At 56.9% G+C, this 22,475-nt stretch carries 20 protein-coding genes and 1 pseudogene; 15 read left to right on the top strand and 6 right to left on the bottom strand.

Annotated elements, in window-relative coordinates:
* Positions 1-22: 22 nt before the first annotated feature.
* Together SJQ66_RS09410 and SJQ66_RS09405 are read left to right on the top strand one after the other, a co-directional pair.
* Positions 23-577, top strand: a complete 555-nt coding sequence (locus SJQ66_RS09410) for a flavodoxin family protein (protein WP_024903926.1) — start codon at positions 23-25, stop codon at positions 575-577.
* A gap of 174 nt (positions 578-751) precedes the next feature.
* Positions 752-1,621, top strand: coding sequence for a DMT family transporter (locus SJQ66_RS09405; RefSeq protein ID WP_320533979.1), 870 nt, complete (start codon positions 752-754; stop codon positions 1,619-1,621).
* A gap of 108 nt (positions 1,622-1,729) precedes the next feature.
* Here SJQ66_RS09405 and SJQ66_RS09400 read toward each other — a convergent pair whose 3' ends face one another.
* Positions 1,730-2,995, bottom strand: coding sequence for a lytic transglycosylase domain-containing protein (locus tag SJQ66_RS09400; RefSeq protein WP_081764977.1), 1,266 nt, complete (start codon positions 2,993-2,995; stop codon positions 1,730-1,732).
* 233 nt (positions 2,996-3,228) lie between these two features.
* Between SJQ66_RS09400 and SJQ66_RS09395 the strand changes: the two genes are divergently transcribed.
* Complete coding sequence (locus SJQ66_RS09395; protein ID WP_320533978.1) at positions 3,229-3,489, top strand: aldo-keto reductase family protein; 261 nt, start codon at positions 3,229-3,231, stop codon at positions 3,487-3,489.
* Positions 3,490-3,721: 232 nt separating this feature from the next.
* Here the strand turns inward: SJQ66_RS09395 and SJQ66_RS09390 are convergent, their stop codons facing one another.
* From SJQ66_RS09390 to SJQ66_RS09375, 5 genes are all read right to left on the bottom strand, one after another.
* Entirely contained in the window at positions 3,722-4,333 is a 612-nt protein-coding gene (locus SJQ66_RS09390) for a PqiC family protein (protein WP_253464475.1), read from the bottom strand.
* Between the two features lie 148 nt (positions 4,334-4,481).
* On the bottom strand, positions 4,482-4,748 hold the full coding sequence (locus tag SJQ66_RS29635; RefSeq protein WP_024903931.1) for a DUF1883 domain-containing protein: 267 nt from the start codon (positions 4,746-4,748) through the stop codon (positions 4,482-4,484).
* Between the two features lie 239 nt (positions 4,749-4,987).
* Positions 4,988-5,122, bottom strand: a complete 135-nt coding sequence (locus SJQ66_RS09385; protein ID WP_269083085.1) for a hypothetical protein — start codon at positions 5,120-5,122, stop codon at positions 4,988-4,990.
* A 235-nt stretch (positions 5,123-5,357) separates the two neighbouring features.
* Positions 5,358-5,918, bottom strand: coding sequence for a lipocalin family protein (locus SJQ66_RS09380; RefSeq protein ID WP_407691470.1), 561 nt, complete (start codon positions 5,916-5,918; stop codon positions 5,358-5,360).
* Positions 5,919-6,134: 216 nt separating this feature from the next.
* Entirely contained in the window at positions 6,135-6,674 is a 540-nt protein-coding gene (locus SJQ66_RS09375; RefSeq protein WP_024903933.1) for a GNAT family N-acetyltransferase, read from the bottom strand.
* Positions 6,675-7,152: 478 nt separating this feature from the next.
* Between SJQ66_RS09375 and SJQ66_RS09370 the strand changes: the two genes are divergently transcribed.
* The 12 genes and pseudogenes from SJQ66_RS09370 to SJQ66_RS09315 all read left to right on the top strand — a co-directional run bounded on the left by SJQ66_RS09370 (position 7,153) and on the right by SJQ66_RS09315 (position 22,464).
* Entirely contained in the window at positions 7,153-8,712 is a 1,560-nt protein-coding gene (locus SJQ66_RS09370) for an ABC transporter substrate-binding protein (RefSeq protein WP_407691487.1), read from the top strand.
* A gap of 91 nt (positions 8,713-8,803) precedes the next feature.
* The gene (locus SJQ66_RS09365) at positions 8,804-9,835 is read left to right on the top strand and encodes an ABC transporter permease (RefSeq protein WP_024903935.1); all 1,032 of its coding nucleotides are present in this window, start codon (positions 8,804-8,806) and stop codon (positions 9,833-9,835) included.
* Positions 9,836-10,128: 293 nt separating this feature from the next.
* Entirely contained in the window at positions 10,129-10,968 is an 840-nt protein-coding gene (locus SJQ66_RS09360) for an ABC transporter permease (protein ID WP_253464514.1), read from the top strand.
* A 73-nt stretch (positions 10,969-11,041) separates the two neighbouring features.
* A complete protein-coding gene (locus tag SJQ66_RS09355; protein ID WP_253464481.1) occupies positions 11,042-12,778 on the top strand; it encodes an ABC transporter ATP-binding protein in 1,737 nt (578 codons plus the stop codon).
* A 35-nt stretch (positions 12,779-12,813) separates the two neighbouring features.
* Positions 12,814-13,826: pseudogene (locus SJQ66_RS09350) on the top strand (aldo/keto reductase).
* Positions 13,823-15,028, top strand: a complete 1,206-nt coding sequence (locus SJQ66_RS09345) for an ABC transporter substrate-binding protein (protein ID WP_320533976.1) — start codon at positions 13,823-13,825, stop codon at positions 15,026-15,028. Before SJQ66_RS09350 ends, SJQ66_RS09345 begins: the two are co-directional and overlap by 4 nt.
* Before the next feature lie 129 nt (positions 15,029-15,157).
* Positions 15,158-16,489 (top strand): acyl-CoA dehydrogenase family protein, encoded by a 1,332-nt coding sequence (locus SJQ66_RS09340; RefSeq protein ID WP_024903939.1) that lies wholly within the window; start codon positions 15,158-15,160, stop codon positions 16,487-16,489.
* Complete coding sequence (locus tag SJQ66_RS09335) at positions 16,490-17,800, top strand: NtaA/DmoA family FMN-dependent monooxygenase (RefSeq protein ID WP_024903940.1); 1,311 nt, start codon at positions 16,490-16,492, stop codon at positions 17,798-17,800. It abuts the gene before it with no gap.
* A gap of 295 nt (positions 17,801-18,095) precedes the next feature.
* Entirely contained in the window at positions 18,096-19,091 is a 996-nt protein-coding gene (locus SJQ66_RS09330) for an ABC transporter substrate-binding protein (protein WP_024903941.1), read from the top strand.
* A gap of 1 nt (position 19,092) precedes the next feature.
* On the top strand, positions 19,093-20,001 hold the full coding sequence (locus tag SJQ66_RS09325) for an ABC transporter ATP-binding protein (RefSeq protein ID WP_253464485.1): 909 nt from the start codon (positions 19,093-19,095) through the stop codon (positions 19,999-20,001).
* A complete protein-coding gene (locus SJQ66_RS09320) occupies positions 19,988-20,926 on the top strand; it encodes an ABC transporter permease (protein ID WP_253464487.1) in 939 nt (312 codons plus the stop codon). Before SJQ66_RS09325 ends, SJQ66_RS09320 begins: the two co-directional genes overlap by 14 nt.
* Positions 20,927-21,087: 161 nt before the next feature.
* A complete protein-coding gene (locus SJQ66_RS09315; RefSeq protein ID WP_024903944.1) occupies positions 21,088-22,464 on the top strand; it encodes an LLM class flavin-dependent oxidoreductase in 1,377 nt (458 codons plus the stop codon).
* Positions 22,465-22,475 lie beyond the last annotated feature (11 nt).

Here is a 22,475-nt window from a genome sequence, read left to right as displayed (position 1 = left end):
TTTTTCCAAGTGAGAAAGCCTAATGTCCAATACAGTCGTCATCTTTTTTAGCGGGTATGGTCACACCAAACGCATTGCGGAAGTTGCCGCAAAGGCGGCCGACGCAGAATTGATTCAAATCGATGCTGAAGGCAATGTTTCAGAATCGGCATGGGAAAAGCTTTCTGCCGCGGAAGCCATTATTTTTGGGGCGCCCACATACATGGGTTCGGTGCCTTGGCAGTTCAAGAAGTTTGCAGATGCGACATCGAAGATCTGGTTTACACGTGCGTGGCAAGACAAGGTATTTGGTGGTTTCACAAATAGCGCCAGCTTTAACGGCGATAAACAAGTAACGCTAATCTATTTGCAAACCTTGGCTTCTCAGCATGGCGGGATCTGGGTGAGTCTCGGTCTGCCGCCTACAAACAGCAAGGCGGCCACCCGTGATGACGTCAACAACCTGGGTGGATCGGTCGGCGCGCTTGTGCAGTCGCCATCGGATGCCAGCGTCGAGGAAATCCCGACCGGCGATCTGGATACGGTTGCCTCCTATGCGGCGAGAGTCGCTGCGGTCGCAAAGCGCCTTCATGGCTAATACGTCAATGAAAGCCGACGATCAAATCGTCCGCACCTGAAAAAGCATGATGCAGGGGGCGTTTTCTGGCAGGCGGGGAACGCCGGTTGTCGGCCGTTCGGTCAGCACGGAGCCGGACGCCCGAGGCGACTTCGATGGGGTCAATTGATGACTTGATGTTGCCTTCGACTCGCGATGCTTGCCAATTTGATAGCTGCTGTCTTCGTTTTGCTTTGGTCAACCGGGTTCGTCGTGGCGCGCGCGATCAAGCCCTACGCCGATCCCAACCTGTTCCTGCTGTGGCGATTCAGCGGCACAGCCGTGGTGCTTGCGCTGGCCGCGTGGGCAGCACGCGCCGCCTGGCCACGCGGACGTGCAATCAGCAAGCATCTGCTTGCAGGCGCGCTGATGCAGGGTGTCTATCTCGGTGCCGGCTACTGGGCGGTCGCGCAAGGCTTGAGCGCCGGCGTCATGGCGCTGCTCGGCGCCCTGCAGCCGCTCTTGACCGCGGCGCTGGCGGTGCCGCTCTTTAACGAGCGCCTGTCGCCGCGCGGCTGGGGTGGCATGGCGCTAGGGCTTGCCGGCGTTGTACTTGTGCTGGCACCGAAGATCGCCACCGTGGCACCCGCGCATGCCGGTCATGTACCGTCGTGGCTCGTCGTCGCGATTTCGATTCTCTCGGTGGGGGCCATCACGGCCGGGACACTGTTTCAGAAAACTTCGCTTGCGAAAGCCGACATCCGCAGCGCGGGTGCCGTGCAGAACCTCGGCGCAGCGCTTGTGGCTGCGGTGCTCGCATTCGCTCTGCGTGAACAACGTTGGATACCGTCGACCACACTCTGGATATCGCTCGCGTGGGGAATCGTGATGCTGTCAGGCATCAGCGTGACGCTCCTGATGTGGATGGTAAGGCGCGGCCACGCGTCGCGCGCTACCTCCCTGCTGTTTCTCGCACCGCCGCTTGCGGCGCTTCAAGGCTATGTCGGGTTCGGCGAAGCGTTGTCGGCCCTGCAGATTGCGGGATTTGCCGTGGCACTCGCGGGAGTACTGCTGGCGCGGTCGTGAGCGCGCTCGCTGGACTGCCGTGACATTGCTGCTCCGACGCCTGCAGCAATGGCATCGCGCACGATCAATCGCGAATTTTGCCTCTGAATCAACTTTCGAAATAATGTGCTAGGGCTTGGAGAGCGGCTCGACGTACCAAAGCGCACTATCGGCATTGGCCGCCGCGGTTGGATGCGATGCCGCTCTTGACGATGACATCGCGGAAGTCGTCGTCGCGCTCGTCATCGGCTCAGTTGATAGGTCGCGTGTCGTCTCGGCAGGCTGGTCGTTTGCCCGAGCAGCGCGCGCAGCACCGCTAGCCTGATGCGATGTGCCCTGCGGGCCAACTGTCGCAAACCATAAGGCACCAGCCACGGATGTCTGTTTGGCCGATGTTACGCCCTGTGCGACGGCGTCCGGCGTGTTGCCCTTGGTCACATTGCTCTCCTGCTGGGAGAACGGTTGAGTGCTGGCGGCTACGTTTGAGGGTATTACGGCGGTACGTTCTGCCTTGGCCTGAGCGCTGCCCAATTGGAATACGAGATGGGCTTGCAACGAGTCGATCACTGCGTATGGCGGATGCCTTTTCCACGACAACAATATCCGTCCCTGCGGCGTGTCGGCGAAAATAGCCGGTGCGTGTGCCAAGTCCTGTAACTGGACAAAAGTTTGCGTGCCATCATCAAAGACCTGGACAGGCCGGACATCGGGCGTACCTGTGATGGTCCAGCCGAAATGATATTTGCCGGGCGCGACGGTCATGGATTTCATGTCGGGTGTCGTGCCTGATGCGGCCGCGTTGGCATCGGCTGCGATCTCTGGCGACTTGGCGAATCGTATCCGGTCAACTTGCAAGGTCTCGAACGGATTATACGATTGCGGCGGCGTGTAGGACGGGGGAAGAATTGGCATTGGAGAACTCGGCGGGCTAATGATCGAATGCGCAGCGTCGACTACTTTTTGGGCGTATGCGAGCTGCTTGCTCGGCGAGGACGCGTTATAGGCTCCGATGGCGACCCACGTAGGCCCGAATCGATGGATATTTTCAGAGAGAATCCAGGCCGCCACATAAGCATTTGTGCAGGGATCGAAGAGCGACTGTTCGCTGATGCCCTGCCGCGCAAGCGCGGGCAACCAGGCGCTGTTAATTTGCATCAGGCCGATGTCATAGCTACCGTTCGAGTTGGTGCTGATGACACGCGTATGCGTGCCGGTCTCGACCTGCGCGATCGCTCGCATCAGGGAGACGTTGACGTGCTGGAATGCCGCAGCGTCGTCGATACAATCCGCGCGCGCGCTGACGATGCCAGCCGCGGTAGCACCGCAAACACATGCCACCCAGATTGCTAGGCGGGCAACCTTCGGATGACATCTCATCGCTTTTGTTGAAAACATATCATTACGGCCGGCATATGAACACATGGATTTTCTTCACCGGAGCGGCGTGACAATGCTTGCATAGATCCCGGCCATTGACTGCATCTCGTTGTTTTTACGGGGAAAATATAGGCGCCCAATATTTTTTAATGCATAAAATAGCTGATCTTATAGGATACCATTCTCCGCGTTGGCATTATCCCCATCCATGCGCAAAGAGCAGCGAAGGGTTTTACCTCGTCCAAGTCTACGTGGTCGACGTTCTCGGCGCTGTCGCGACTGAGCATAATGCCAGTCGGGCTCAGATTGCCCGCGCTTGGCTCCTGGTACAAAAGGGCTGGATCGTGCCCATTTCCGGGACAAAAAAGCAAATTCGGCTAGCGGAAATTCTGGGCGGTGCCATCCGCGAACTAAGGGCAGAGGATCTTATTGAGAGCAACCGCGAAAGTGCCAAAATTCAGATTGAAGGAGAGCGATTGCCAGAAGCTTTCCCGAAAATGACAGGTCTGTAAACGGCAACACTCTGATTGTAAAGGGAGGTCGCCAGAGGTGCGCTGACGTGATTCCGTTAGCCAGGGGGCGGAGAGTGTAGTGCGGTTATACTCGCGTGCCTTGAAAACATCTGCCCTCAGACGGATCGGCGGTCCCTGCGGGGCGGATACTTCTTATCTCGAAAAATTGCTTTTCATTCGAACAGGTATTTTCCAATAGCAGTAACACTTCACGCCGCGCATGTCGGCTACGTCAGTTGGCGCAGTCGTTACGTCCGGATGTGATCCATGCCTGGATCTCAGCGCTCATTTTCCTGGCGAGTGTCTGGACAGCGGCCTGCTGCGCGCCGACGATTGTCGACAGTCCACCTGGCGCGGGTTGCGATATCGTTTCGCTGCAAATCAGCACGGGATTATTGCCGCCGTCCTTGGTCAACGTTGCGCTCCATGCTGCATTGATCGCAACGGACTGGCCAGGCCAGCTATCGAATCGACGGATCTGCAATTTGACATCAACCACGCGGCTCCACGGGGACGTCTGTAATCCCATGATGTCCTGCGCATGTAATTCGTTCGCCAATTGCAGCGAGATGGCAGTGCGCACCTCATCGCCGAAAGGGGTGGTCCAGTGCTTGGAGGTGAGGACCTCTGTCTGCGTCGATCCTCGACGAACGACGATATTCCTGCTGTCCAATTGCGGCGGAATGCCGACTGGCAAGACATTCAACGCAAAGTCGGCCGTCTTCGCCGCATTCGCGGTGGACGCCATCGGCGTGATCAATGTGTAACTCGATGGGCCGAACCAAGCGCACCCGGACAAGGCGAACGAAAACGTTGTAATCGCGACTGTTGCAAACGACTTCATTATTGAGGTTCCATCGATGACTGGCGTCAACTCGAGACACGGCGATGGATTGTATCGCATCGGCTGTCACTCTGATGCGAGATCCCCGGCCACACGTGGTGGCCGGGGCGACGCGTCCACGCACGGCTGACGTCGCTTGGCCGACACGCTATGGCAGCTTCATGAAGTCGATTGAGTAATGCATGCCTTGGGCTGTGCCCTCTACGTCGATGACGACATTCCACCAGTCCATCCGGTCCGGTGAGAGTATGGCCGGATAACGCTGGTACTGACCGCCGAGCGATTTATAACGTCGGCCTGCCTTGTAATTCCCATACTCTGCGTCATCCAGGAGGATGACATTCGCTTTATGAGAGCATTCGACCAGAACCGAATCACCGTGCTTTAAAAATTCTCTCTTTCGTATATGCCGCATCCCCGTTTCCCTTGAACGCGAATCCCTTTTAAAGGACTTGAAATGAATGCCGGCATTATACTTAAAATCGCGGTAGGATCGTACGGGATTGAAATAGTCGAGGGATGGCAGCTGATTGAATCAGTGGCAGCGAATGGATTGCTTCGGAGAAGGGACGGACAAGTATTGAAATACCAGAATTATCTTATTGGTTATCCTGCCTTGAATGAGTATTCCCCCATCAATAGTCGCGCGATGCGTTAAGTATAGTGGGTCCGCACCACGGCCTCATGTGCGTGACGACCATTCCGGATCACCTCGTGATTGCTTTCTGCGAGCGAGGACAGCACATGCAGCACGCGTTCGGCGCCGGTGACGAAGGAAGAAATACTCACGGCATTTTCATCAGGAAAGGCATTTTTATCAGGAAAGAGGGGCGCAGTATGGCACGCGCTTCTCTCCGGATAAAAATAGTGTTCCTATCTGATGAGAAACCTTCAGTGCAGTTTTTTGGGAAATTGAGCGATGGACGCCTCGAGGTGATCCCTTGCCGCATGGCGAAATCACCGTTGTACAAGCGTCCTTCGGGGGGGGGCGTGTGACTTGCAAGTCAATAAATGTCCGAAAATATTATTGCTGCGTTTTGCGAATCTTCGAGGCGTCGTAGCCAAGCTGCGTTGCACGAACGATTAACGCATCGGCAAGTGTTTGGCTGGGTTTTGCGTCACGGGTGAGAATCCACAGGAATAGCCCGGTCGGTTCACCAACTATGGACCAGCTGTAATCATCGGCGTGATCAAGTACCCAGTATCTACCAACATAGAAAGGTCCGAAGAAAGACACCTTCAACTTGGCGTTTTGTGAGTTCTCGATGACTTGCGCCTTGCCTTCGATTGACCTGGCCGGACCGGTCGCGCTTCCCTCGCGACATACGTTGACAACGCGAATCAAGCCGTCATTTCGTTTCTCATATTGGGCCGTCACGCCCTCACAGTTTCTCTCGAACAAATTGTCGTAGCGTGCGAATTCATACCAGTTGCCAACGTATCGATCGAGATCCACTGCCTTTGCAGGTTCGGGAACGCGGTGGTTGCCAACCATTTCTTCTGCCTTCGCCGGGATGCCCGTGGACAGCACACCGCCGGTTATTACCGCCGCGACTATCCATTTGCGCCACTGTTCATATGCCATTCCGTCACCTCATATTGCAAAAAATTGAGTGCTTGAGTCAGTACGGTGTTATATAACCGTGTAATACGATCAAGTAAGCCTTATTGCTCAAGAAATCTCATTACATCAGATGCGATGTCTTTCTGTATTCACTGAAAAGTGCTTCATTTATTCGGTTGCGTTGCACGGATGTCGTGCGAGGCATCGGACATCCCGTGATGGGAGGGCACGTGGTATTTAGCGTATTTTGGCGTGCGTCATCACGTCGGCAGCGGACAAGAAGACGCGGGCCATGTGGATTTCGTCATGCATGATGCCGTCTGCGAACAGGCCGTTGCGCTCTTCGCCGAACACCTCAAAACCGAGGGATCGATAAAGGCCTGCAGCGGCAACGTTCCCCTTCGTCACTGTAAGCGTGACCTGCATCACCCCAGGCATTGCTTGTGCGAATGCCATTGCGGCATCCACGAGTTTTCTACTGATGCTGACCCCTCTATGTCCAGGATGGACATAGACGCCCCATAGCGCCGCCTTATGACGATACTTGAGCAGGTTCTGTCTACGCACGCCGGCCACGCCAACCAGCGCTTCATCAACGAATGCACCGATGACAGCTTGCTCCGAGGTTTGGGTAAGGCGGCTGGCAACGTCATCGACTGAGCGATGCGCTTCTTCCTCATAGCTTGACCCAAATGCCGCGGGAGCCTCTTGTAGTCCGAGAAGGCGGATCCCCTGGAATGCGGCAGTATCCGAGGGTGTCAATCGGCGAATGAACATGGCTTTGCACGCCTTATTTACTGGGGAGCGAGATACCATAGTGTATTGCAACCCATGCATTCAGGCGAGAGCGGGGCGCAGTGCGCGCCGGGACGGCGCACTGCCAAAAAAATCGACTTCGCGATAAGCGTTATCGGGGGAGCGTCGCTCGGAAAATCGCGCTCGCCAAAAAGACGCCAGCATCATGACGCGTCACCAAATCGAAATAAAGAAAGCAGGAAAGCTTGGTATGCATGGTTTCCGATATTGACTATGCTTTTTCTCCCACCATGCTGGAGACGGCGGCGGCAAATATCGTGGGCGATGGAGAGAACGATCAGCACCGATGCCGTTCGCGTAATCATGAGGAAGAGGCTATATGGCGAGCTTGATTGATACGACTAAAAATACAAGGCACTGCCAGCGATTTTTATCCCAGACCTGGTTCGGGCAATCGCGGAGTTCGGCGGCACGTGGGCCGCGCGGCATTGCCGTGTTGATGTTGGCCTTTTTCGGTCTGTGCGAGTTTTTTGCCTTCAGTGAAGCTGCGGCGACATCCCGCGGCGGGATTCTGACGATGGTCGTCAGCCCGGAGCCCCCTACACTTGTATCGTTTGCGTCGACGGCCGTCAACGTTCTAAAAGTCAGTCCGAAGGTGGTCGAAGGGTTGCTGGAGTACGATTTCGATATGAATCCTCGCCCATTGCTGGCGACCTCCTGGGACATCAGCGCGGACGGAAAACGTTATACGTTTCATTTGCGGCATAACGTACTCTGGCAGGATGGAAAGCTCTTTACCTCTGCTGACGTTGCGTATTCCTTGCGATTGTTACGGCAATATCACCCCCGCGCCAATTCGACCTTTGCGAATGTCGCGGAAGTGCAGACGCCGGATGTGGATACTGTCACGTTGATCTTGTCGAAACCAACTCCGTATTTAATTCGAGCGTTCTCGGCATCTGAAACACCGATTTTACCCAAGCACCTGTATGACCATGGCGATCCTTTGTCCAATCCTCACAACGCGGCACCAATCGGTACCGGCCCCTTCCTTTTCGTGAAATGGGTGCGCGGTGACCATATCGAATATGTGCGGAATGACAATTATTGGGATAAAGGAAAACCTTATTTGGACGGCTTGATCGTTAAAATCATTCCCGATGCGGCGGCTCGTACGATTGCATTCGAGAGCGGTGCCGTGCAACTAGGTGGCGATAATCCTGTACCCTTATCCGATCTGGCGCGGATCAAGGCGAATCCAAAGTTGGGGATTGATTCCAGGGGTTATGAATTCAGTGCTGGTGTCTATCGGTTGGAATTCAGCTTGGATAACCGCTATTTGAAGCGGCTGGCTGTTCGCCAGGCAATCGCGTCCGCGTTGGACAGGGCGCTCATCGCTAAAGTGGTCTACTACGGTTACGCCACACCGGACGCAAGCCCGTTGGCCCCCCGCAACCGTTACTACGACCCGTCGCCGTCACCCTATCCTTTCGATATCAATAAAGCAAATGCGTTATTGGACAAGGAAGGATTTCCGAGGGGGCCGGATGGTGTGCGCTTCCGGCTTATCGTTGATGCATTGCCCATTGGCGATCAACCTGGGCGTACCGCCGCCTATGTTCGATCCGCGTTGGCGCGCATTGGCATCGCCTTGACAATCCGTAACGAGGATCTGCCGGCCTACTTGAAGCGCATTTATACCAGCCACGATTTTGATATGGCGGTGAATGGCATGAGTAATTTGTTCGACCCCGTAGCGGGCGTTGCACGTCTTTATGTCACGTCGAATTATCGTCAGGGCGTGCCTTTTACGAACGGTTCCCACTACAGTAGCCCGGAGGTGGATAAACTGTTCGCGGATGCCGCCGTGGAAACCGACGAGACGAAACGTCGAGCGCTGTTCAAGTCGATACAACAGGCAATCGAGCACGACCTGCCTGACGTCAATCTGATTGCCCCCGATTATGCAACGGTCTATGCAAAAACCGTTCACGACGTCAATCGCGGGGCCGACGGCTTGAACGAAGGTTTTGCCAACGCCTGGCTGCAAAAGCCGTGATATCCATATCGCAATCCATTGGTAGCCGTTCGCAGGAAAGCGATCTACAGTAATCCGCTGGAATTCCCGAATGTGATTGACAGGAACGACCATGGCTTCAACGATTCCAGCGGTACCAGGCGAGAGATCCCGCGGGTCAGGATATCGTCGCTGGCAGCGTGGGCTTGCTCGTATAGTCGCGCGTGCTTTACCGACGACCCTTGGTGTTGTCGTCTTAAACTTTGTCCTAATGCAGTTGATCCCGGGCGACGCAGCCGATGTGCTGGCGGGAGAGTCGGGCTCCGCGACCGCCGAAACAATGGTGCAGATACGCCATCACTTCGGCCTTGATCGGACGTTGTTCGAACAGTTCATTGCCTATCTGAATAATCTCGCGCACTTCAGCCTGGGCGTATCCCCTCGGTTTAATACTCCAGTGATGTCGCTGATACTTTCGCGGTTGCCGGATACCCTGTTTTTGATGCTCTTTGCGTTGGGTTTTGCTTTGATTGCGGGCATTGCGTTGGGAGCCACGATGGCGGCATGGCAAGGCCGGTGGCTTGACCGGATGCTATCGGTGTTTGCGTTGCTGCTTTATTCAACGCCGGGTTTCTGGGTAGCGTTGGTGTCCATCGTCGTGTTCTCTGTTCATCTTGGCTGGTTGCCCAGTGAAGGTGCAACGACGCTGGGACAGACGCTGAACGGGTTTGAAGATTTTTGGGACAGGCTACGTCATGTGTTGTTGCCTGCTGCAACGCTCGGCAGCTTCTATGTCGCGATTTATGCACGTCTGACACGTGCGGCGATGCTGGAAGTCCAGCGTCAGGACTATATTCGCACGGCACAGGCAAAGGGTCTGCATCCCTGGGTCGTTACGGTGCGCCACGTCTTGCGCAACGCTCTGATTCCAATCACCACGGTCGCAGGCATGCATATTGGCGGGCTGCTTGGTGGCGCGGTGGTCACGGAGACGGTATTCAGTTGGCCGGGTCTGGGCCGTCTGGCCCTGGATGCCGTGCAGGGGCGTGACTATTCCGTCCTGCTCGGTGTGATGCTGTTGTCGTCATTGCTTGTTGTCGTGGCCAATGTTCTGACCGATTTGCTGCAGGTATGGCTCGATCCCCGAGTGGAGAACCGCCGATGACCCAAAAAACGGACGATGCACAACGCTATGCCCCCGTCGGACAAACGCGGTATGACGCGGGGCAGGATGTCCGACAGTCGGCGTACGGATCGGCACCTCGTTCGTGTGACGACGTTCCAACCCTCGGCCATGGACACGCCTCGGCGCGATGGGGAACGCAACTTCGATCCTCGGTATTTGGCGCGTTCCTCAGCGGAACCGCCTATCCGGACGCAAGCGCTTCGGACAACCACGGTGTCGAGGGCGGTGCCAGCGCGTACCAAAGGGTCCCGAAACGGGCGTCGCATCGACTTCTGGCGGATTCGGCGTGGGGCCGATTGGCACGGAATCCACTGGCTGTCGTGGGTGCGGTCATCCTGCTGGCGATGGTCGTGATGGCGTTTAGCGCGAATGTCTGGTTTCCGGGCGATCCACTGGACATGGTGGCTGCGCCGTTAATCCCGCCTTTTACAGATGCGCATTACTGGCTCGGCACGGATTCCCTCGGCCGTGATGTTGCGGCAGGCATCGTGCATGGCAGCCAGGCGTCGTTGTGGATTGGTGCAACCGCCGCAGTGATCGGCGTTTGCATCGGTACGTTGATTGGTGCGGCGGCGGGATACTTTGGCGGATGGGTTGATGACGTATTGGTGCGGATCACCGAGATATTCCAGACTACGCCGGCCTTCCTCTTCGTTATCGTGATCGTCACGATCACATCGCCGTCGATGCAGACGATATCGCTCGCGATTGGCGTGACGTCCTGGCCGACCGTCGCGCGGTTGGTGCGCGCCGAGTTCCGTTCTTTGGCACATAGCGAATTTGTCGCGGCGGCGAAAGGACTTGGTTTCACGCCGGTGCGAATCATTTTTCGAGAGATCCTGCCGAATGCATTGCCACCGATTATCGTTACCGCGTCGGTGATGGTAGCGAGCGCCATTTTGATGGAGTCCGCGCTGTCATTTTTGGGGCAAGGCGATCCAAACCGTGTCAGTTGGGGAACAATGATCGGCACCGGACGTGAGATGCTACGCACCGCGCCTTCGTTGACGATTTTGCCCGGCACTGCGTTGGTCTTGGCCATCCTTGCCTTGAACCTCCTTGGTGATGGTTTGAATGAAGCCTTCAATCCGCGCCTGCGCGAGCGGCGATAAGAATGGCGGCGGCGTGATGTCGTCATGGTTCGAATAACTGCTGGCAATACGCATCGGTCGAGGGCACACTGCCATGAGCAATATCTTGGAATTGCGCGCGTTGAATGTCGATTATGGTCGGCGCGACGCGCGGAACGATGTCGGGCATCGCGTCGTGTCGGATTTCGATCTCGCCGTTGCGCCGGGAGAAACCGTGGCATTGGTAGGTGAATCCGGTTGCGGCAAATCCACCACGGCATTGGCCATCATGGGATTGTTGGCCAATAATGCGACCGTATCCGGGAAAATTCTGCTAGACGGCAAAGACTTGTTGTCGTTGTCGCCGGCCGCGCGGCGCGATGTCAGTGGGCGAGATGTTTCGATGATTTTTCAAGAGCCGATGACGTCTCTGAATCCGGTAATGACCGTGGGTGACCAGATTGCGGAAGTGCTGCATCGCCACCGGCGCTTGTCGTCGCGTGCCGCGCGTGCGCATACAATCAGCCTGCTGGGACGAGTGAAAATACCGAATCCAGAGCAACGAGTCGATGATTTCCCTCATCGGCTTTCTGGCGGGCAGCGCCAGCGCGTAATGATCGCGATGGCTATCGCCTGCCAACCCAAGGTGTTGATTGCCGATGAGCCGACAACTGCGCTCGATGTCACGATTCAGGCCGAGATACTGGCGTTGCTTGCCGAACTGGCCCGCAACATGCAAATGGCGCTGTTGCTTATCACGCATGATCTTGGGGTTGTCGCGCAATATGCGGATCGGGTTGCCGTGATGTACGGCGGCCGTAAGCTTGAAGAGGGGCGTGTGGATACCCTCTTCGGCAAGGACACCGAGGCAATGCATCCTTATACGCGTGGACTAAGGGGTGCGTCTTTGACATTTGATCATGCTGTGCATTATCGGCAGGAGCGCCTTGCCGAGATTCGGGTGGAATCCACTCTTAGCGGCAAAGCACCGACGTTCCGCTTTACCTTGCATAAAAGAGATCTTCGAACGCCTGACAACAGCGCGGCAATGGCGCGCGCCGTATCCCCATCGGATAAAAAGGTCCGCGCACCGATGTTGCGGCTAACGGATCTTCACACGCATTACGGACAACGCGGGCAACTGGTGAAAGCCGTCAATGGTGTGTCGTTTGATATCGCGCCTGGGGAGACCGTCGGATTAGTGGGCGAGTCCGGCTGTGGCAAGTCGACATTAAGCCGCACCGTGATGAAGCTGATCGCACCGACCGCAGGCGACATTGAACTCGATGGACAACGCATCACCCATCTGGGTGAGCGTGCCATGCGGCCGCTGCGCCGCAAGGTACAGATGATTTTCCAAGATCCGTTTGCGTCGCTGAATCCGCGTCATGATGTGCAAGGCATTCTCGATGCCGCGTTGAAAGCGCACCATATCCGCGACCGTGACGAACGCCATGCGCGAATCGTCGATGTCATGCGCCGAGTCGATTTGCCGTTGGATGCGTTGCGCCGCTATCCCTATGAGTTCTCTGGTGGGCAGCGTCAACGTATCGGCATTGCGCGTGCGCTCGTACTCCAACCGGCGTTGGTCATTTGCGATGAGCCGGTTTCCGCCCTTGACGTCTCCGTGCGGGCGCAGGTTTTGAACCTGTTGGTCGAATTGAAGCAGGAGCTGGGCTTGTCCTATCTCTTTATTTCTCATGATCTGGCGGTGGTGCGTTATATCGCCGACCGGGTCTTGGTAATGCATGGTGGCCAGATCGTCGAGGAAGGGGACCATCAGTCGTTGTGGGATAACCCGCGGCATCCTTATACGCAGTCGCTGATCGCGGCGGTGCCGCGTGCCGCCTGATCAGATTATCTGTTACACGTTTCCAGGAGTTGCGCATGTCATATCGAAATCTCGGGCGTTCGGGAGTCAAGGTATCCCCGTTATCATTAGGCACGATGATGTTTGGCGGTCAAACCGACGAGGCCACGGCGCGCCGTATTGTCGACAAGGCGTTTGAACAGAAGGTCAATTTCATCGATACAGCGGACGGGTATAACGGGGGGGCATCCGAAGAAGTAGTAGGTCGCTTGATCGCCGATCAACGAAATAAGTGGGTGCTTGCAACCAAGTATGTCAACGCGCGAGGCGATGGTCCAAATGATCAAGGTGCGTCTCGAAAATATACGATTCAGGCAGTGGAGGCGAGCCTCCGTCGATTGAAGACTGACTATATCGATTTGCTGTATCTGCACCGCGAGGATCACACCACGCCTGTCGCCGAGACCCTTCGCGCGATCGACGATCTGATTCGCGCTGGCAAAATCCGCTACTACGGTTTGTCCAACCATCGCGCCTGGAAGATTGCCGAATTCAGCCGGACCGCGGATGCGTTGAATATCGATCGCCCCGTTGCAAGCCAACCGTTATACAACCTGGCGAATCGCCAGGCCGAGCAGGAACAGCTCGAAGCGGCGGCGTATTACGGGCTTGGTGTGGTCTCGTATAGTCCGCTGGCTCGTGGCGTGTTGACGGCCAAGTACACGCCGGGGAAAAGCCGGGCGCGGATACGCGTGCCGGAAGGCAGGATCGTCGGCTGCACCAGACGGAGTGGCGTCCTGAAAACCTGACATTGGCGCAGGCAGTCAAGGCGCATGCGGAAGCCCGGGGGCTGACACCCGGACAATTTGCGCTGGCGTGGGTGCTTAATAACGCCTTGGTGACATCGGCGATCACTGGTCCGCGGACCGAAGCCCAGTGGGATGACTATCAACCCGCGCTGGCGTATCGTTTCACCGCGGAGGACGAAGCCTTTGTAGATGGTCTTGTCACGCCCGGGCACCCATCCACGCCGGGTTACAACGACCCTGGCCACCCGTTTTTTGGCAGACATCCACGACACGAGAAATGACTGCTTCCATCTCGGAAATTATTCGCGAGCAGCCGGATGCGTCGGCGCTCGACGATAGGTCGGCCGCGCGGTCCGGTAACGTGTTCGTGTCGCCTGCATCGCCCACCGCGCCTGTCGATCGTCTTTGGTACACGCGCTGTCCGGCCCCGACCCCGTTTGGCGTGGTAATCCAGCAAGGCGGATTGGCGCAGGCGTTCGCCGCCGACGGTATCCATTGGGAAGCACTGCAGGACGCCTCGGATCCCGTCGTTCGACGCTCGCATTACACGCATTCGCAGCCGCATTCGTTTCGACAGGGTGGCAATATCCCAGCGTTGTGGGCACGTGCCAATGGTGCACTGACACGCGTAATTGGTTTGTCCTGGGTAGATGAATTTCAAGGCATCATCGCCTTGCCTTCGAGCATGATCCGTCACGTGTCGGATCTTCGTGGACGTCGACTTGGGCTGCCGCATAACCCACGCACCGATATTGTCGATTTCCATCGCGCTACCGCGCTGCGGGGTTATGACAGCTTGCTTGATGTCGCGGGGCTGACTTTGCGCGATGTCGCTTTGGTACCGTTGGCACACACGCCCACCAGTCTGGCGGAGGCGCGTGCGACTGCCGACAATGGGCTTGCGATGAGGATGGCGACCGAGCGACCCCACGAGTTTGCGCGTGAAGTCGCAGCCCTGCTTAGCGGTGAAGTAGAGGCGGTCTTTGTCAAGGGCGCACCTGGATTGGAAGCGGTGAATATCGCGGGAGCGCGGATCATCGTCGAGATCGAGCAACACTCGGATCGACTTCGCCACGCGAATAATGGGACACCGCGTCCACTCACGGTGGATACGGCCCTGTTGACACGCCGGCCGGATCTGGTGGCGAAAGCATTGGGTGCGGCGGTAAGCGCTGGCGAGTGGGCATTGGCGCATCCGGACCAGGCGCGTGCGTATATCGCCCGTGAGGTTCGCGCGGCCGAGCATTGGGTGGCCCCGGCGTATCCGCGCGGCAGTCACACCCAATTGACGATTGGTCTGGACCCGCAGCATATCGCTGCCTTGGATAATTTCAAGGCGTTTCTCGTCAAGCACGGGTTCTTATCGCAAGACTTCGAATTGTCCGCGTGGATTGATGCGTCCGTTTTCGATCGCCTTACGCATGAGCGAGTGGTGCCTGGCGTTGATCAGCCTATTGGAAAGTCCTCGCCGACGCCTGCTTAGGGTCTTGACGGTGGACTCGCCGCCATTCGGCGTCATATTCAAATCAGATTTGGTTGTTTGTCTGCCCTTTGCATTGGCGCGATAGTCGCTGCATCGCAAACGGTAAGGTTCAAGCAGGGAGCAAGCGTAATGCCAGCAGTCGACACAGGGTGGGGCAATGGTCCAAGTGCGCGTTATGAAACATTGATTGCGCCTTTTCGGCCGATTTTCGATGATATTCGGCAACGATCCGTCGAGCGTGAACGAACGCACACATTACTGCATGACGAAATACAAGCATTGCGCCACGCGGGCTTTACGCGCTTTCGGTTGCCAAAGGCGTACGGCGGTTTTGATGCAACATTGCCGGAATTTTTCGCCGCCGCGGTCGAACTGGGACGGGCCGATCCGAACGTGATCAATGCATTACGCTCGCATTTTGGCTTTACAGAAGAAGTGTTGGATAGCGCTGATGGCACATGGCGCGACACGTGGCTCGATCGCCTTGGGGCGGGCGAGCTTTCCGGGAGCGGTTTTTCCGAGACAGGAGAAAATCCGCTTGGTACGCTGTCGACGCAATTGCGTCGACGAGGCGATAAATGGGTCTTGAACGGCGAAAAGTACTACACCAGTGGTTCCTTGTATGCGGACTGGATCAATCTTAGCGCCTCTGATGAAACGGGTACGATACGAGGCGTGCTGGTACCAACCCGTGCACCCGGCGTGGAAATTCTGGATGACTGGGAGGGCTTTGGCCAGCAGTTGACGGCGAGCGGAACCGCGCTGTTTCACGATGTCGCAATCGACGATGCCTTGGTAAAGCCGCATGCCGAGCGGTTCCGCTTTGCCGGAGCATGGTTCCAACTGATTCATATCGCGACACTAGCCGGTATCGGTCAGGCGGCGGCGACCGACCTGTCGTCGGCAGTGGCCGCAAGAAAGCGTGTGTACGCGGGGCGTACCAACTTCAATCGCCCGAGCGAAGACCCGCAAATTCTTCAAATCGTCGGTCGTATTCGAAGTGCCAGCTACGTGTCCACAAGCGCCGTGTTGAAGGCAGCGGAAGCGCTGCAACGTGTTGTCGACCTGCGCGCTACCGCGATTGCCGAAACAGAGATATCGTCTGGCGATGCACCATTGACCGATCCGGCACGTCTTGCATGGGAGGCCGCACGCACGCAGGCAAACGTCGTGGCGGACGTTGAGGTCAGTCAGACAGTAACGGTTGTGACCGATCTGATTCTATCGTCGACCACACATCTGTTCGATGCCTTGGGGGCGTCGGCAACAAAGCGTAGTACGGGACTCGATCGTCATTGGCGTAATGCACGCACCATCGCGTCTCATAATCCGCGTGTCTATCACGATCGGATCGTTGGTGACTACGCTGTCAACGGCGCGCCACCGCCGATCAAGGGCGGGATTGGCGTGGTGGCATCTGGGCAGTCGCTGGCGTCGCGTTCCGACAAGGAGTTCGCCTGAATGAGCACGCGTCAGTTGCATTTAAATTTTGGCATAAACAGTACGGGCTATTTCCCGAATTCCTGGCGTCATCGAGAGGGAAATCCTGGCGATTTCATCGACATCGCGTATTACCTTCGCCTTGCACGCACCGCCCACCGGGCCCGCTTCGATGCCCTGTTCCTTTCCGATCACCCGGCACTAATGCTCGACTCGAAGGATAGACCACTGCATTCGCTCGACCCGCTCATTCTGTTGACGGCGCTGGCGGCGCATGTGCCGGATATTGGTCTTGTGGCAACCGCTTCGTCCACCTACAACGCACCCTATAATCTTGCCCGTCGGGCGATGACGTTGGATCTCGTCTCGGGTGGCCGGCTGGGTTTGAACATCGTGTCGTCGTTCAAGCAAGAAGTGGCGGCAAATTTCGGTGCGGCGCCGCTGCCGGTACGGGCCGTGCGCTATGCACGTGCGGACGCGTTTCTCGACGTGTTGAAGCAGTTATGGGGTAGTTGGAATTTGCCTGCAGGATTCACGTCGACCGAATCGGCGTTATGGCCGGCCGACAGCGCGCGGCCCATCCACTACCGTGATGCGCATTTTTCGGTGGATGGGCCGCTCAATGTACCGTGCAGCGCGCAAGGGCAACCCGTTATCGCGCAGGCAGGCGCATCGAAGGGCGGCATTGCACTGGCCGCGAAGCATGCAGAACTTGTGTATTGCGCACTGTTGTCAAAGCAGGCCGCCGCTCATTTTTCGGAGGCGATACGTGGTGCGGCGGTGGCGCATGGGCGACGCGCCACCGATGTGCGGATTACACCCGGTGTCGTGCCCATCATCGCACCGACGCGAGAGGCCGCTTTGCGGCGTCACGAACGCCTGACGGATACCGGTTCGGAGGCGGGTCTGCTGCACCGTTTCGCACGCGATGCCGGACTTGATCCTGATACACTTGATCCCGATGCGGTGTTGTCACCGACATTATTTGCAACGGCGGAGAACCAACGCCAGCCACAGGGCTTCACGCAAAGTGTGATTGACTTGCTGACGTATGAAAAGTTGACCGCCCGGCAGGCAATCAGACGCTATGAACAAGGGCATCGCCTGGTTCTTGGTAGTCCGGATGAGGTGGCCGATCAATTGATCGACTGGTGGGATAGCGGTGTGGTGGACGGCTATACGGTTCAGGTGCCCGCGCTACCGGACGACCTTGATCTTTTTGCCGACAAGGTCATTCCCATCCTGCAGAAACGTGGTGTGTTTCGCACGGATTACCAGGAAGCAACATTGCGCGAGCGCTTTGGTCTTCCTACTCCATTGCCACCCTACTGACGTTGGCATTTCACAACGGTCTTGGAGGCGTTGCCCATGGGAAACGCTGATCGATATATGAAAAAGAGATAAACGAAGCACTCGACGTTCGTTGACGTCGCTTGACGCCGATCAGAAGATATCGTCGCGTCATGTATCTGCTCGGGAGCAGCGACTCACGTCGTGTCGTCGTTCCACGATACATCGTACCGCGCTTCAATCGATCAGCTATTCCCTAATGAGATTTCCTTTGTTCCGTCATTCCGCGCACCACTTCGTACATGCTTCCTTTATCCGCGGCATCGCTTCTTGCCGTATGGCCTGCCTTTCCGTCGCTGCGGCGCTGAGCATGGGTGTGGTATCGCAGACCGCGCACGCAGAGGGGACAATTCGCATTGCGCAACAGTTCGGCATTGTCTATTTGTTGCTGGATGTGGCGCGCGATCAAGGCTTTATTGAAAAAGAGGGCGCCAAGCTGGGATTGCAGATCAAGCCGGAATGGCGCGCCTTGTCCGGAGGCGCCGCGCTGAATGATGCGCTGCTGTCAGGGTCCGTTGATATCGCCGGTGCTGGCGTTGGTCCTCTGTTGACGGTTTGGGATCGGACAAAGGGTAAGCAGAACGTCAAGGCCGTGGCGTCGCTGGGAAATTTTCCGTATTACTTGATTTCCAACAATCCAAAAGTCAAGACGATCGCCGACTTTACCGAGAAGGACCGGATTGCCGTTCCTGCGGTGACGGTCTCGGTGCAGTCCCGGGTATTGCAATTTGCGGCGGCCAAGCAGTGGGGAGACGCGCAATATAATCGCCTGGATAAATACACGCAGGCATTGCCGCACCCTGATGCAGCCGCGGCCGTTATATCGGGGAAAACGGAAATCGATAGTCACTTTGCCACGCCTCCTTTCCAGGAGCAGGAACTGGCCGGAAACCCCAATGCGCACATTGTCTTGAATTCCTACAACGTGCTGGGTGGCCCTAGTTCGGCGACCGTGCTCTATACCACGGAGAAATTCAAGCAAGAGAATCCTAAGACCTATCACGCCTTTGTTGCGGCTCTGAACGATGCCGCGGAATTGATCCGCCAGCGCCCGGAGGAGGCCGCCGACAGCTATCTGCGCGTCAATCATTCGAAGATCGATCGAGCATTGCTGCTGAAGATCGTCAAGAACCCGGAAGTGACATTCAAACTGACGCCGGAGAATACGCTGCCGCTGGCGCAATTCATGCACCGAGTAGGTGCGATCAAGAACGAGCCCGCATCGTGGCGGGACTACTTCTTCGCTGATCCTTTAATCGCGAGCGGAAGTTGATATGGCGTCTTCAAGCGCACACAGTCATTGGCTAAAGGACACGCATGGCGCCGAGACTCGGCCGGAGCGCAAGAAAGCCTCAACAGCAGCCGAAACGCAAAGGGGAATCGAGACGGGTAGCAGTGTATTGTTGCGGGTATCTGACGTCGATCTGGAATATAAGACATCCGAGCGAATCGTGAAGGCGACGCATCGGGTCTCCTTTGATGTTCACGAGGCCGATCGCTTCGTGTTGCTCGGCCCTTCCGGCTGTGGCAAATCGACCTTGTTGAAGGCTGTTGCAGGCTTCATCGCACCAACAGCCGGCCGTATCACGCTTGACGAAAAAACGATTACGGGTCCAGGCCCTGATCGGATCGTCGTATTCCAGGAATTCGATCAATTGCCGCCGTGGAAGACGGTGATTGAGAATATCGCCTTCCCGCTACGCGCAGCGAAAGGGATCGGACGGCGCGAGGCGCTTGAGCAGGCCGCACATTTTCTTGACAAGGTCGGATTGAGCGCGTTCGCGAATGCATATCCGCATACGTTGTCAGGCGGTATGAAGCAGCGCGTCGCCATTGCGCGCGCATTGGCAATGCAACCGCGCGTATTGTTGATGGACGAACCGTTTGCAGCGCTCGACGCCTTAACCCGCAGGAAGATGCAAGAGGAGTTGTTACGCTTATGGGAGGACGCACCATTCACGCTGCTGTTCGTTACCCACGCGATTGATGAAGCCTTGATCGTCGGCAGTCGCATCCTGCTGCTGAGTCCTCATCCAGGGCGCGTACGCGGCGAGCTGAACAGCCATCAATACGATCACCGGAATGCGGCGGGGCGTGCCTTCCAGGACGCCAGCGCGCGTATTCACGGTTTGCTGTTTCCTGAAAACGCGAATTACGAGGGGGCGACGCATGTCGGCGGATGACATTTTGCGCGCGCGGCAGAACACTGGACTGCCACCGCTTCGCGCCGAGTATGAGATAGTAATATCACCCTTCGATGACGGCGAACGGCGCCCGTCCGCAGATGTACCCCTCTCAGGACCATCGGTCAGCGCGATTCTGAGGGCGGTCTCGCGCAAGTTCAATACGACGTGGCTCCGAAAAACGCTGATTGGTCTCGTGTTGCTTGCGCTATGGCAAGTACTTGCGCTGTCGATGAACAATGCGCTTTTGCTGCCGACGGCGACGGATACCTTGCTGGCATTCGTACAAGGCATTGCGTCCGGGGAACTGCTGACCAAGGCGGGAAACTCATTATCGATGTTATTGAAGGGCTATGTGCTGGGCGTATTCAGTGCCTTGGTCTTGACCTCGCTGGCGGTATCCACGCGGATAGGGCGCGACCTGCTCAGTCTGCTTACGGCCATGTTCAATCCGCTGCCATCCATTGCTTTGTTGCCGATTGCATTATTGTGGTTTGGCCTAGGGGAAAACAGCATCCTGTTTGTCCTCGTGCATGCAGTATTGTGGCCGCTTGCACTTAGTACATTTTCCGGCTTTCAGTCAGTGTCTCCGACGCTTCGGATGACGGGTCGAAATTATGGATTACGTGGCATCCGTCTGGTGCTTTTTGTTCTGGTGCCCGCCGCGATGCCGGCGATTCTTTCCGGTTTGCGCGTTGGCTGGGCATTCGCCTGGCGGACGGCCATTGCGGCCGAGCTGGTTTTTGGCACGAGTTCAGGCAGTGGCGGATTGGGATGGTATATCTTCGAAAATCGCAACGAGCTCTACACAGACCGTGTCTTCGCAGGATTGATCGCGGTGGTGGTGATCGGTTTGATAATTGAACATGTGGTATTTGATACCCTGGAACGCCTGACGGTACGCCGTTGGGGCATGCATGGCTGACACTCTGCGCTCATGCGTGCAGCGGAATGTGCCAAGGCATCCCCGGCGTATCTCTGCTGCTGAACATAGCTGAAATGGTTCTTTGACGATGTCGCGCCTCGCTGACCAGAATAGAGGGATAGCGTTTCTTCTATGACGGACTACCTTCACCGGGAGTGTTTATGCGTCGCGACAACGGCCCAGAGCGGCAGCTTCATCTCAATATAAACATTCTGCACTCCGGTTTCGTCCCATCGGCCTGGCGTCTTCCTGACGCTGACCCTTCTGCATTCTTCGATATTTCACATTTCGTGCGTATCGCACGCCTTGCCGAAGCGGCCAAGTTGGATGGCGTTTTCCTCGCGGACAACGCCGCCGTGGTGGAACAGATCGACTTCCGCCCGCTGCTGGCGCTTGAACCGACGATGGTGTTGACGGCCATCGCGGCGGCGACGTCACATATTGGTTTGATTGGTACCGTATCGACCAGTTACAACGAGCCATATAACGTTGCCCGCCGGTTTGCGACGCTCGATCACATTAGCGCTGGCCGGGCCGGATGGAATATCGTTACCACGGCCGATGCGGCGTCGGCACGCAATTTTGGGAAAGCCGAAGTCGCAGCGCACGAACAGCGTTACGCCAGGGCAAGGGAATTCACCGATGTCGTCAAGAAGCTATGGGATTCGTGGGACGATAACGCTTTCATAGGTGATAAGATCGCTGGGGCATTCGTTGATATCGACAAGGTACACTCCATCAGGCATCAAGGCGACTTCTTCGACGTGGCAGGGCCATTGAATGTTCCGCGGTCACCGCAGGGTCATCCCGTTTTAATCCAGGCGGGGGGATCGGTTGATGGTCAAACGCTCGCCGCACGGCATGCCGAAGCGGTGTTTTCCGCATCGCAATCGTTGGAGGAATCGCAGGCATATCGGCGTGCTTTGCACGAGCGCGCCCAAGGCTTTGGTCGTGGTCCGGAAGCGGTGAAAGTGCTTGCAGGACTGACAACGATTATCGGCTCGACGCAAGCCGAGGCCATCGCGCGACGCAATGCGCTTGTCGACCTCATTCCGTGGGAATACAGCCTGAAGCGACTGGCAGGAACGCTTGGGGTGGATGTCGGGCGGCTGAAACTGGATGAGCGTCTGCCTGAAAGCCTGCCTGTTCCCAACGGCGGAAACGGCAACCACACATTCTTCCATGCGACGATCGCACACGCGCGCCGCCATGATCTTACCGTGCGGGAACTGATTTATGGATTGGCGGGCGGGGGTGGGCATCGTGTGGTTGTCGGTACGCCTGAGCAGGTTGCCGACGATATAGAAACATGGTTCCGTGAAAAGGCGGCCGACGGCTTCAATCTGATGCCTGATGCGTTGCCGGACGGTTTCGAGATATTCGTCGAGCAGGTCGTACCCATCCTGCAGCGGCGTGGATTGTTTCGCAAAGAATACGAAGGACGTACCCTGCGAGACCATCTCGGTCTCGCGCGTCCCGAGGATGGTTCGCGCGTCCGGCGTGAATCGGAAGCGGTGGCGGTTCGAAGTGCTGCGTGAAGGCACCGGCG

Source organism: Robbsia andropogonis (assembly GCF_034047095.1).
In the GTDB taxonomy this organism is placed as follows: domain Bacteria; phylum Pseudomonadota; class Gammaproteobacteria; order Burkholderiales; family Burkholderiaceae; genus Robbsia; species Robbsia andropogonis.
This window is presented reverse-complemented; position numbering and strand designations above follow the sequence as displayed.

Excerpts from the sequence above, each read along its gene's own strand:
- SJQ66_RS09330 (WP_024903941.1), top strand. The coding sequence starts at position 18,096 with ATGGCCTGCCTTTCCGTCGCTGCGGCGCTGAGCATGGGTGTGGTATCG.
- SJQ66_RS09335 (WP_024903940.1), top strand. The coding sequence starts at position 16,490 with ATGAGCACGCGTCAGTTGCATTTAAATTTTGGCATAAACAGTACGGGC.
- SJQ66_RS09375 (WP_024903933.1), bottom strand. The coding sequence starts at position 6,674 with ATGTTCATTCGCCGATTGACACCCTCGGATACTGCCGCATTCCAGGGG.
- SJQ66_RS09340 (WP_024903939.1), top strand. The coding sequence starts at position 15,158 with ATGCCAGCAGTCGACACAGGGTGGGGCAATGGTCCAAGTGCGCGTTAT.
- SJQ66_RS09400 (WP_081764977.1), bottom strand. The coding sequence starts at position 2,995 with ATGTTTTCAACAAAAGCGATGAGATGTCATCCGAAGGTTGCCCGCCTA.
- SJQ66_RS09320 (WP_253464487.1), top strand. The coding sequence starts at position 19,988 with ATGTCGGCGGATGACATTTTGCGCGCGCGGCAGAACACTGGACTGCCA.
- SJQ66_RS09405 (WP_320533979.1), top strand. The coding sequence starts at position 752 with ATGCTTGCCAATTTGATAGCTGCTGTCTTCGTTTTGCTTTGGTCAACC.
- SJQ66_RS09370 (WP_407691487.1), top strand. The coding sequence starts at position 7,153 with ATGTTGGCCTTTTTCGGTCTGTGCGAGTTTTTTGCCTTCAGTGAAGCT.
- SJQ66_RS09325 (WP_253464485.1), top strand. The coding sequence starts at position 19,093 with ATGGCGTCTTCAAGCGCACACAGTCATTGGCTAAAGGACACGCATGGC.
- SJQ66_RS09390 (WP_253464475.1), bottom strand. The coding sequence starts at position 4,333 with ATGAAGTCGTTTGCAACAGTCGCGATTACAACGTTTTCGTTCGCCTTG.
- SJQ66_RS29635 (WP_024903931.1), bottom strand. The coding sequence starts at position 4,748 with ATGCGGCATATACGAAAGAGAGAATTTTTAAAGCACGGTGATTCGGTT.
- SJQ66_RS09380 (WP_407691470.1), bottom strand. The coding sequence starts at position 5,918 with ATGGCATATGAACAGTGGCGCAAATGGATAGTCGCGGCGGTAATAACC.
- SJQ66_RS09345 (WP_320533976.1), top strand. The coding sequence starts at position 13,823 with ATGACTGCTTCCATCTCGGAAATTATTCGCGAGCAGCCGGATGCGTCG.
- SJQ66_RS09365 (WP_024903935.1), top strand. The coding sequence starts at position 8,804 with ATGGCTTCAACGATTCCAGCGGTACCAGGCGAGAGATCCCGCGGGTCA.
- SJQ66_RS09410 (WP_024903926.1), top strand. The coding sequence starts at position 23 with ATGTCCAATACAGTCGTCATCTTTTTTAGCGGGTATGGTCACACCAAA.
- SJQ66_RS09315 (WP_024903944.1), top strand. The coding sequence starts at position 21,088 with ATGCGTCGCGACAACGGCCCAGAGCGGCAGCTTCATCTCAATATAAAC.
- SJQ66_RS09355 (WP_253464481.1), top strand. The coding sequence starts at position 11,042 with ATGAGCAATATCTTGGAATTGCGCGCGTTGAATGTCGATTATGGTCGG.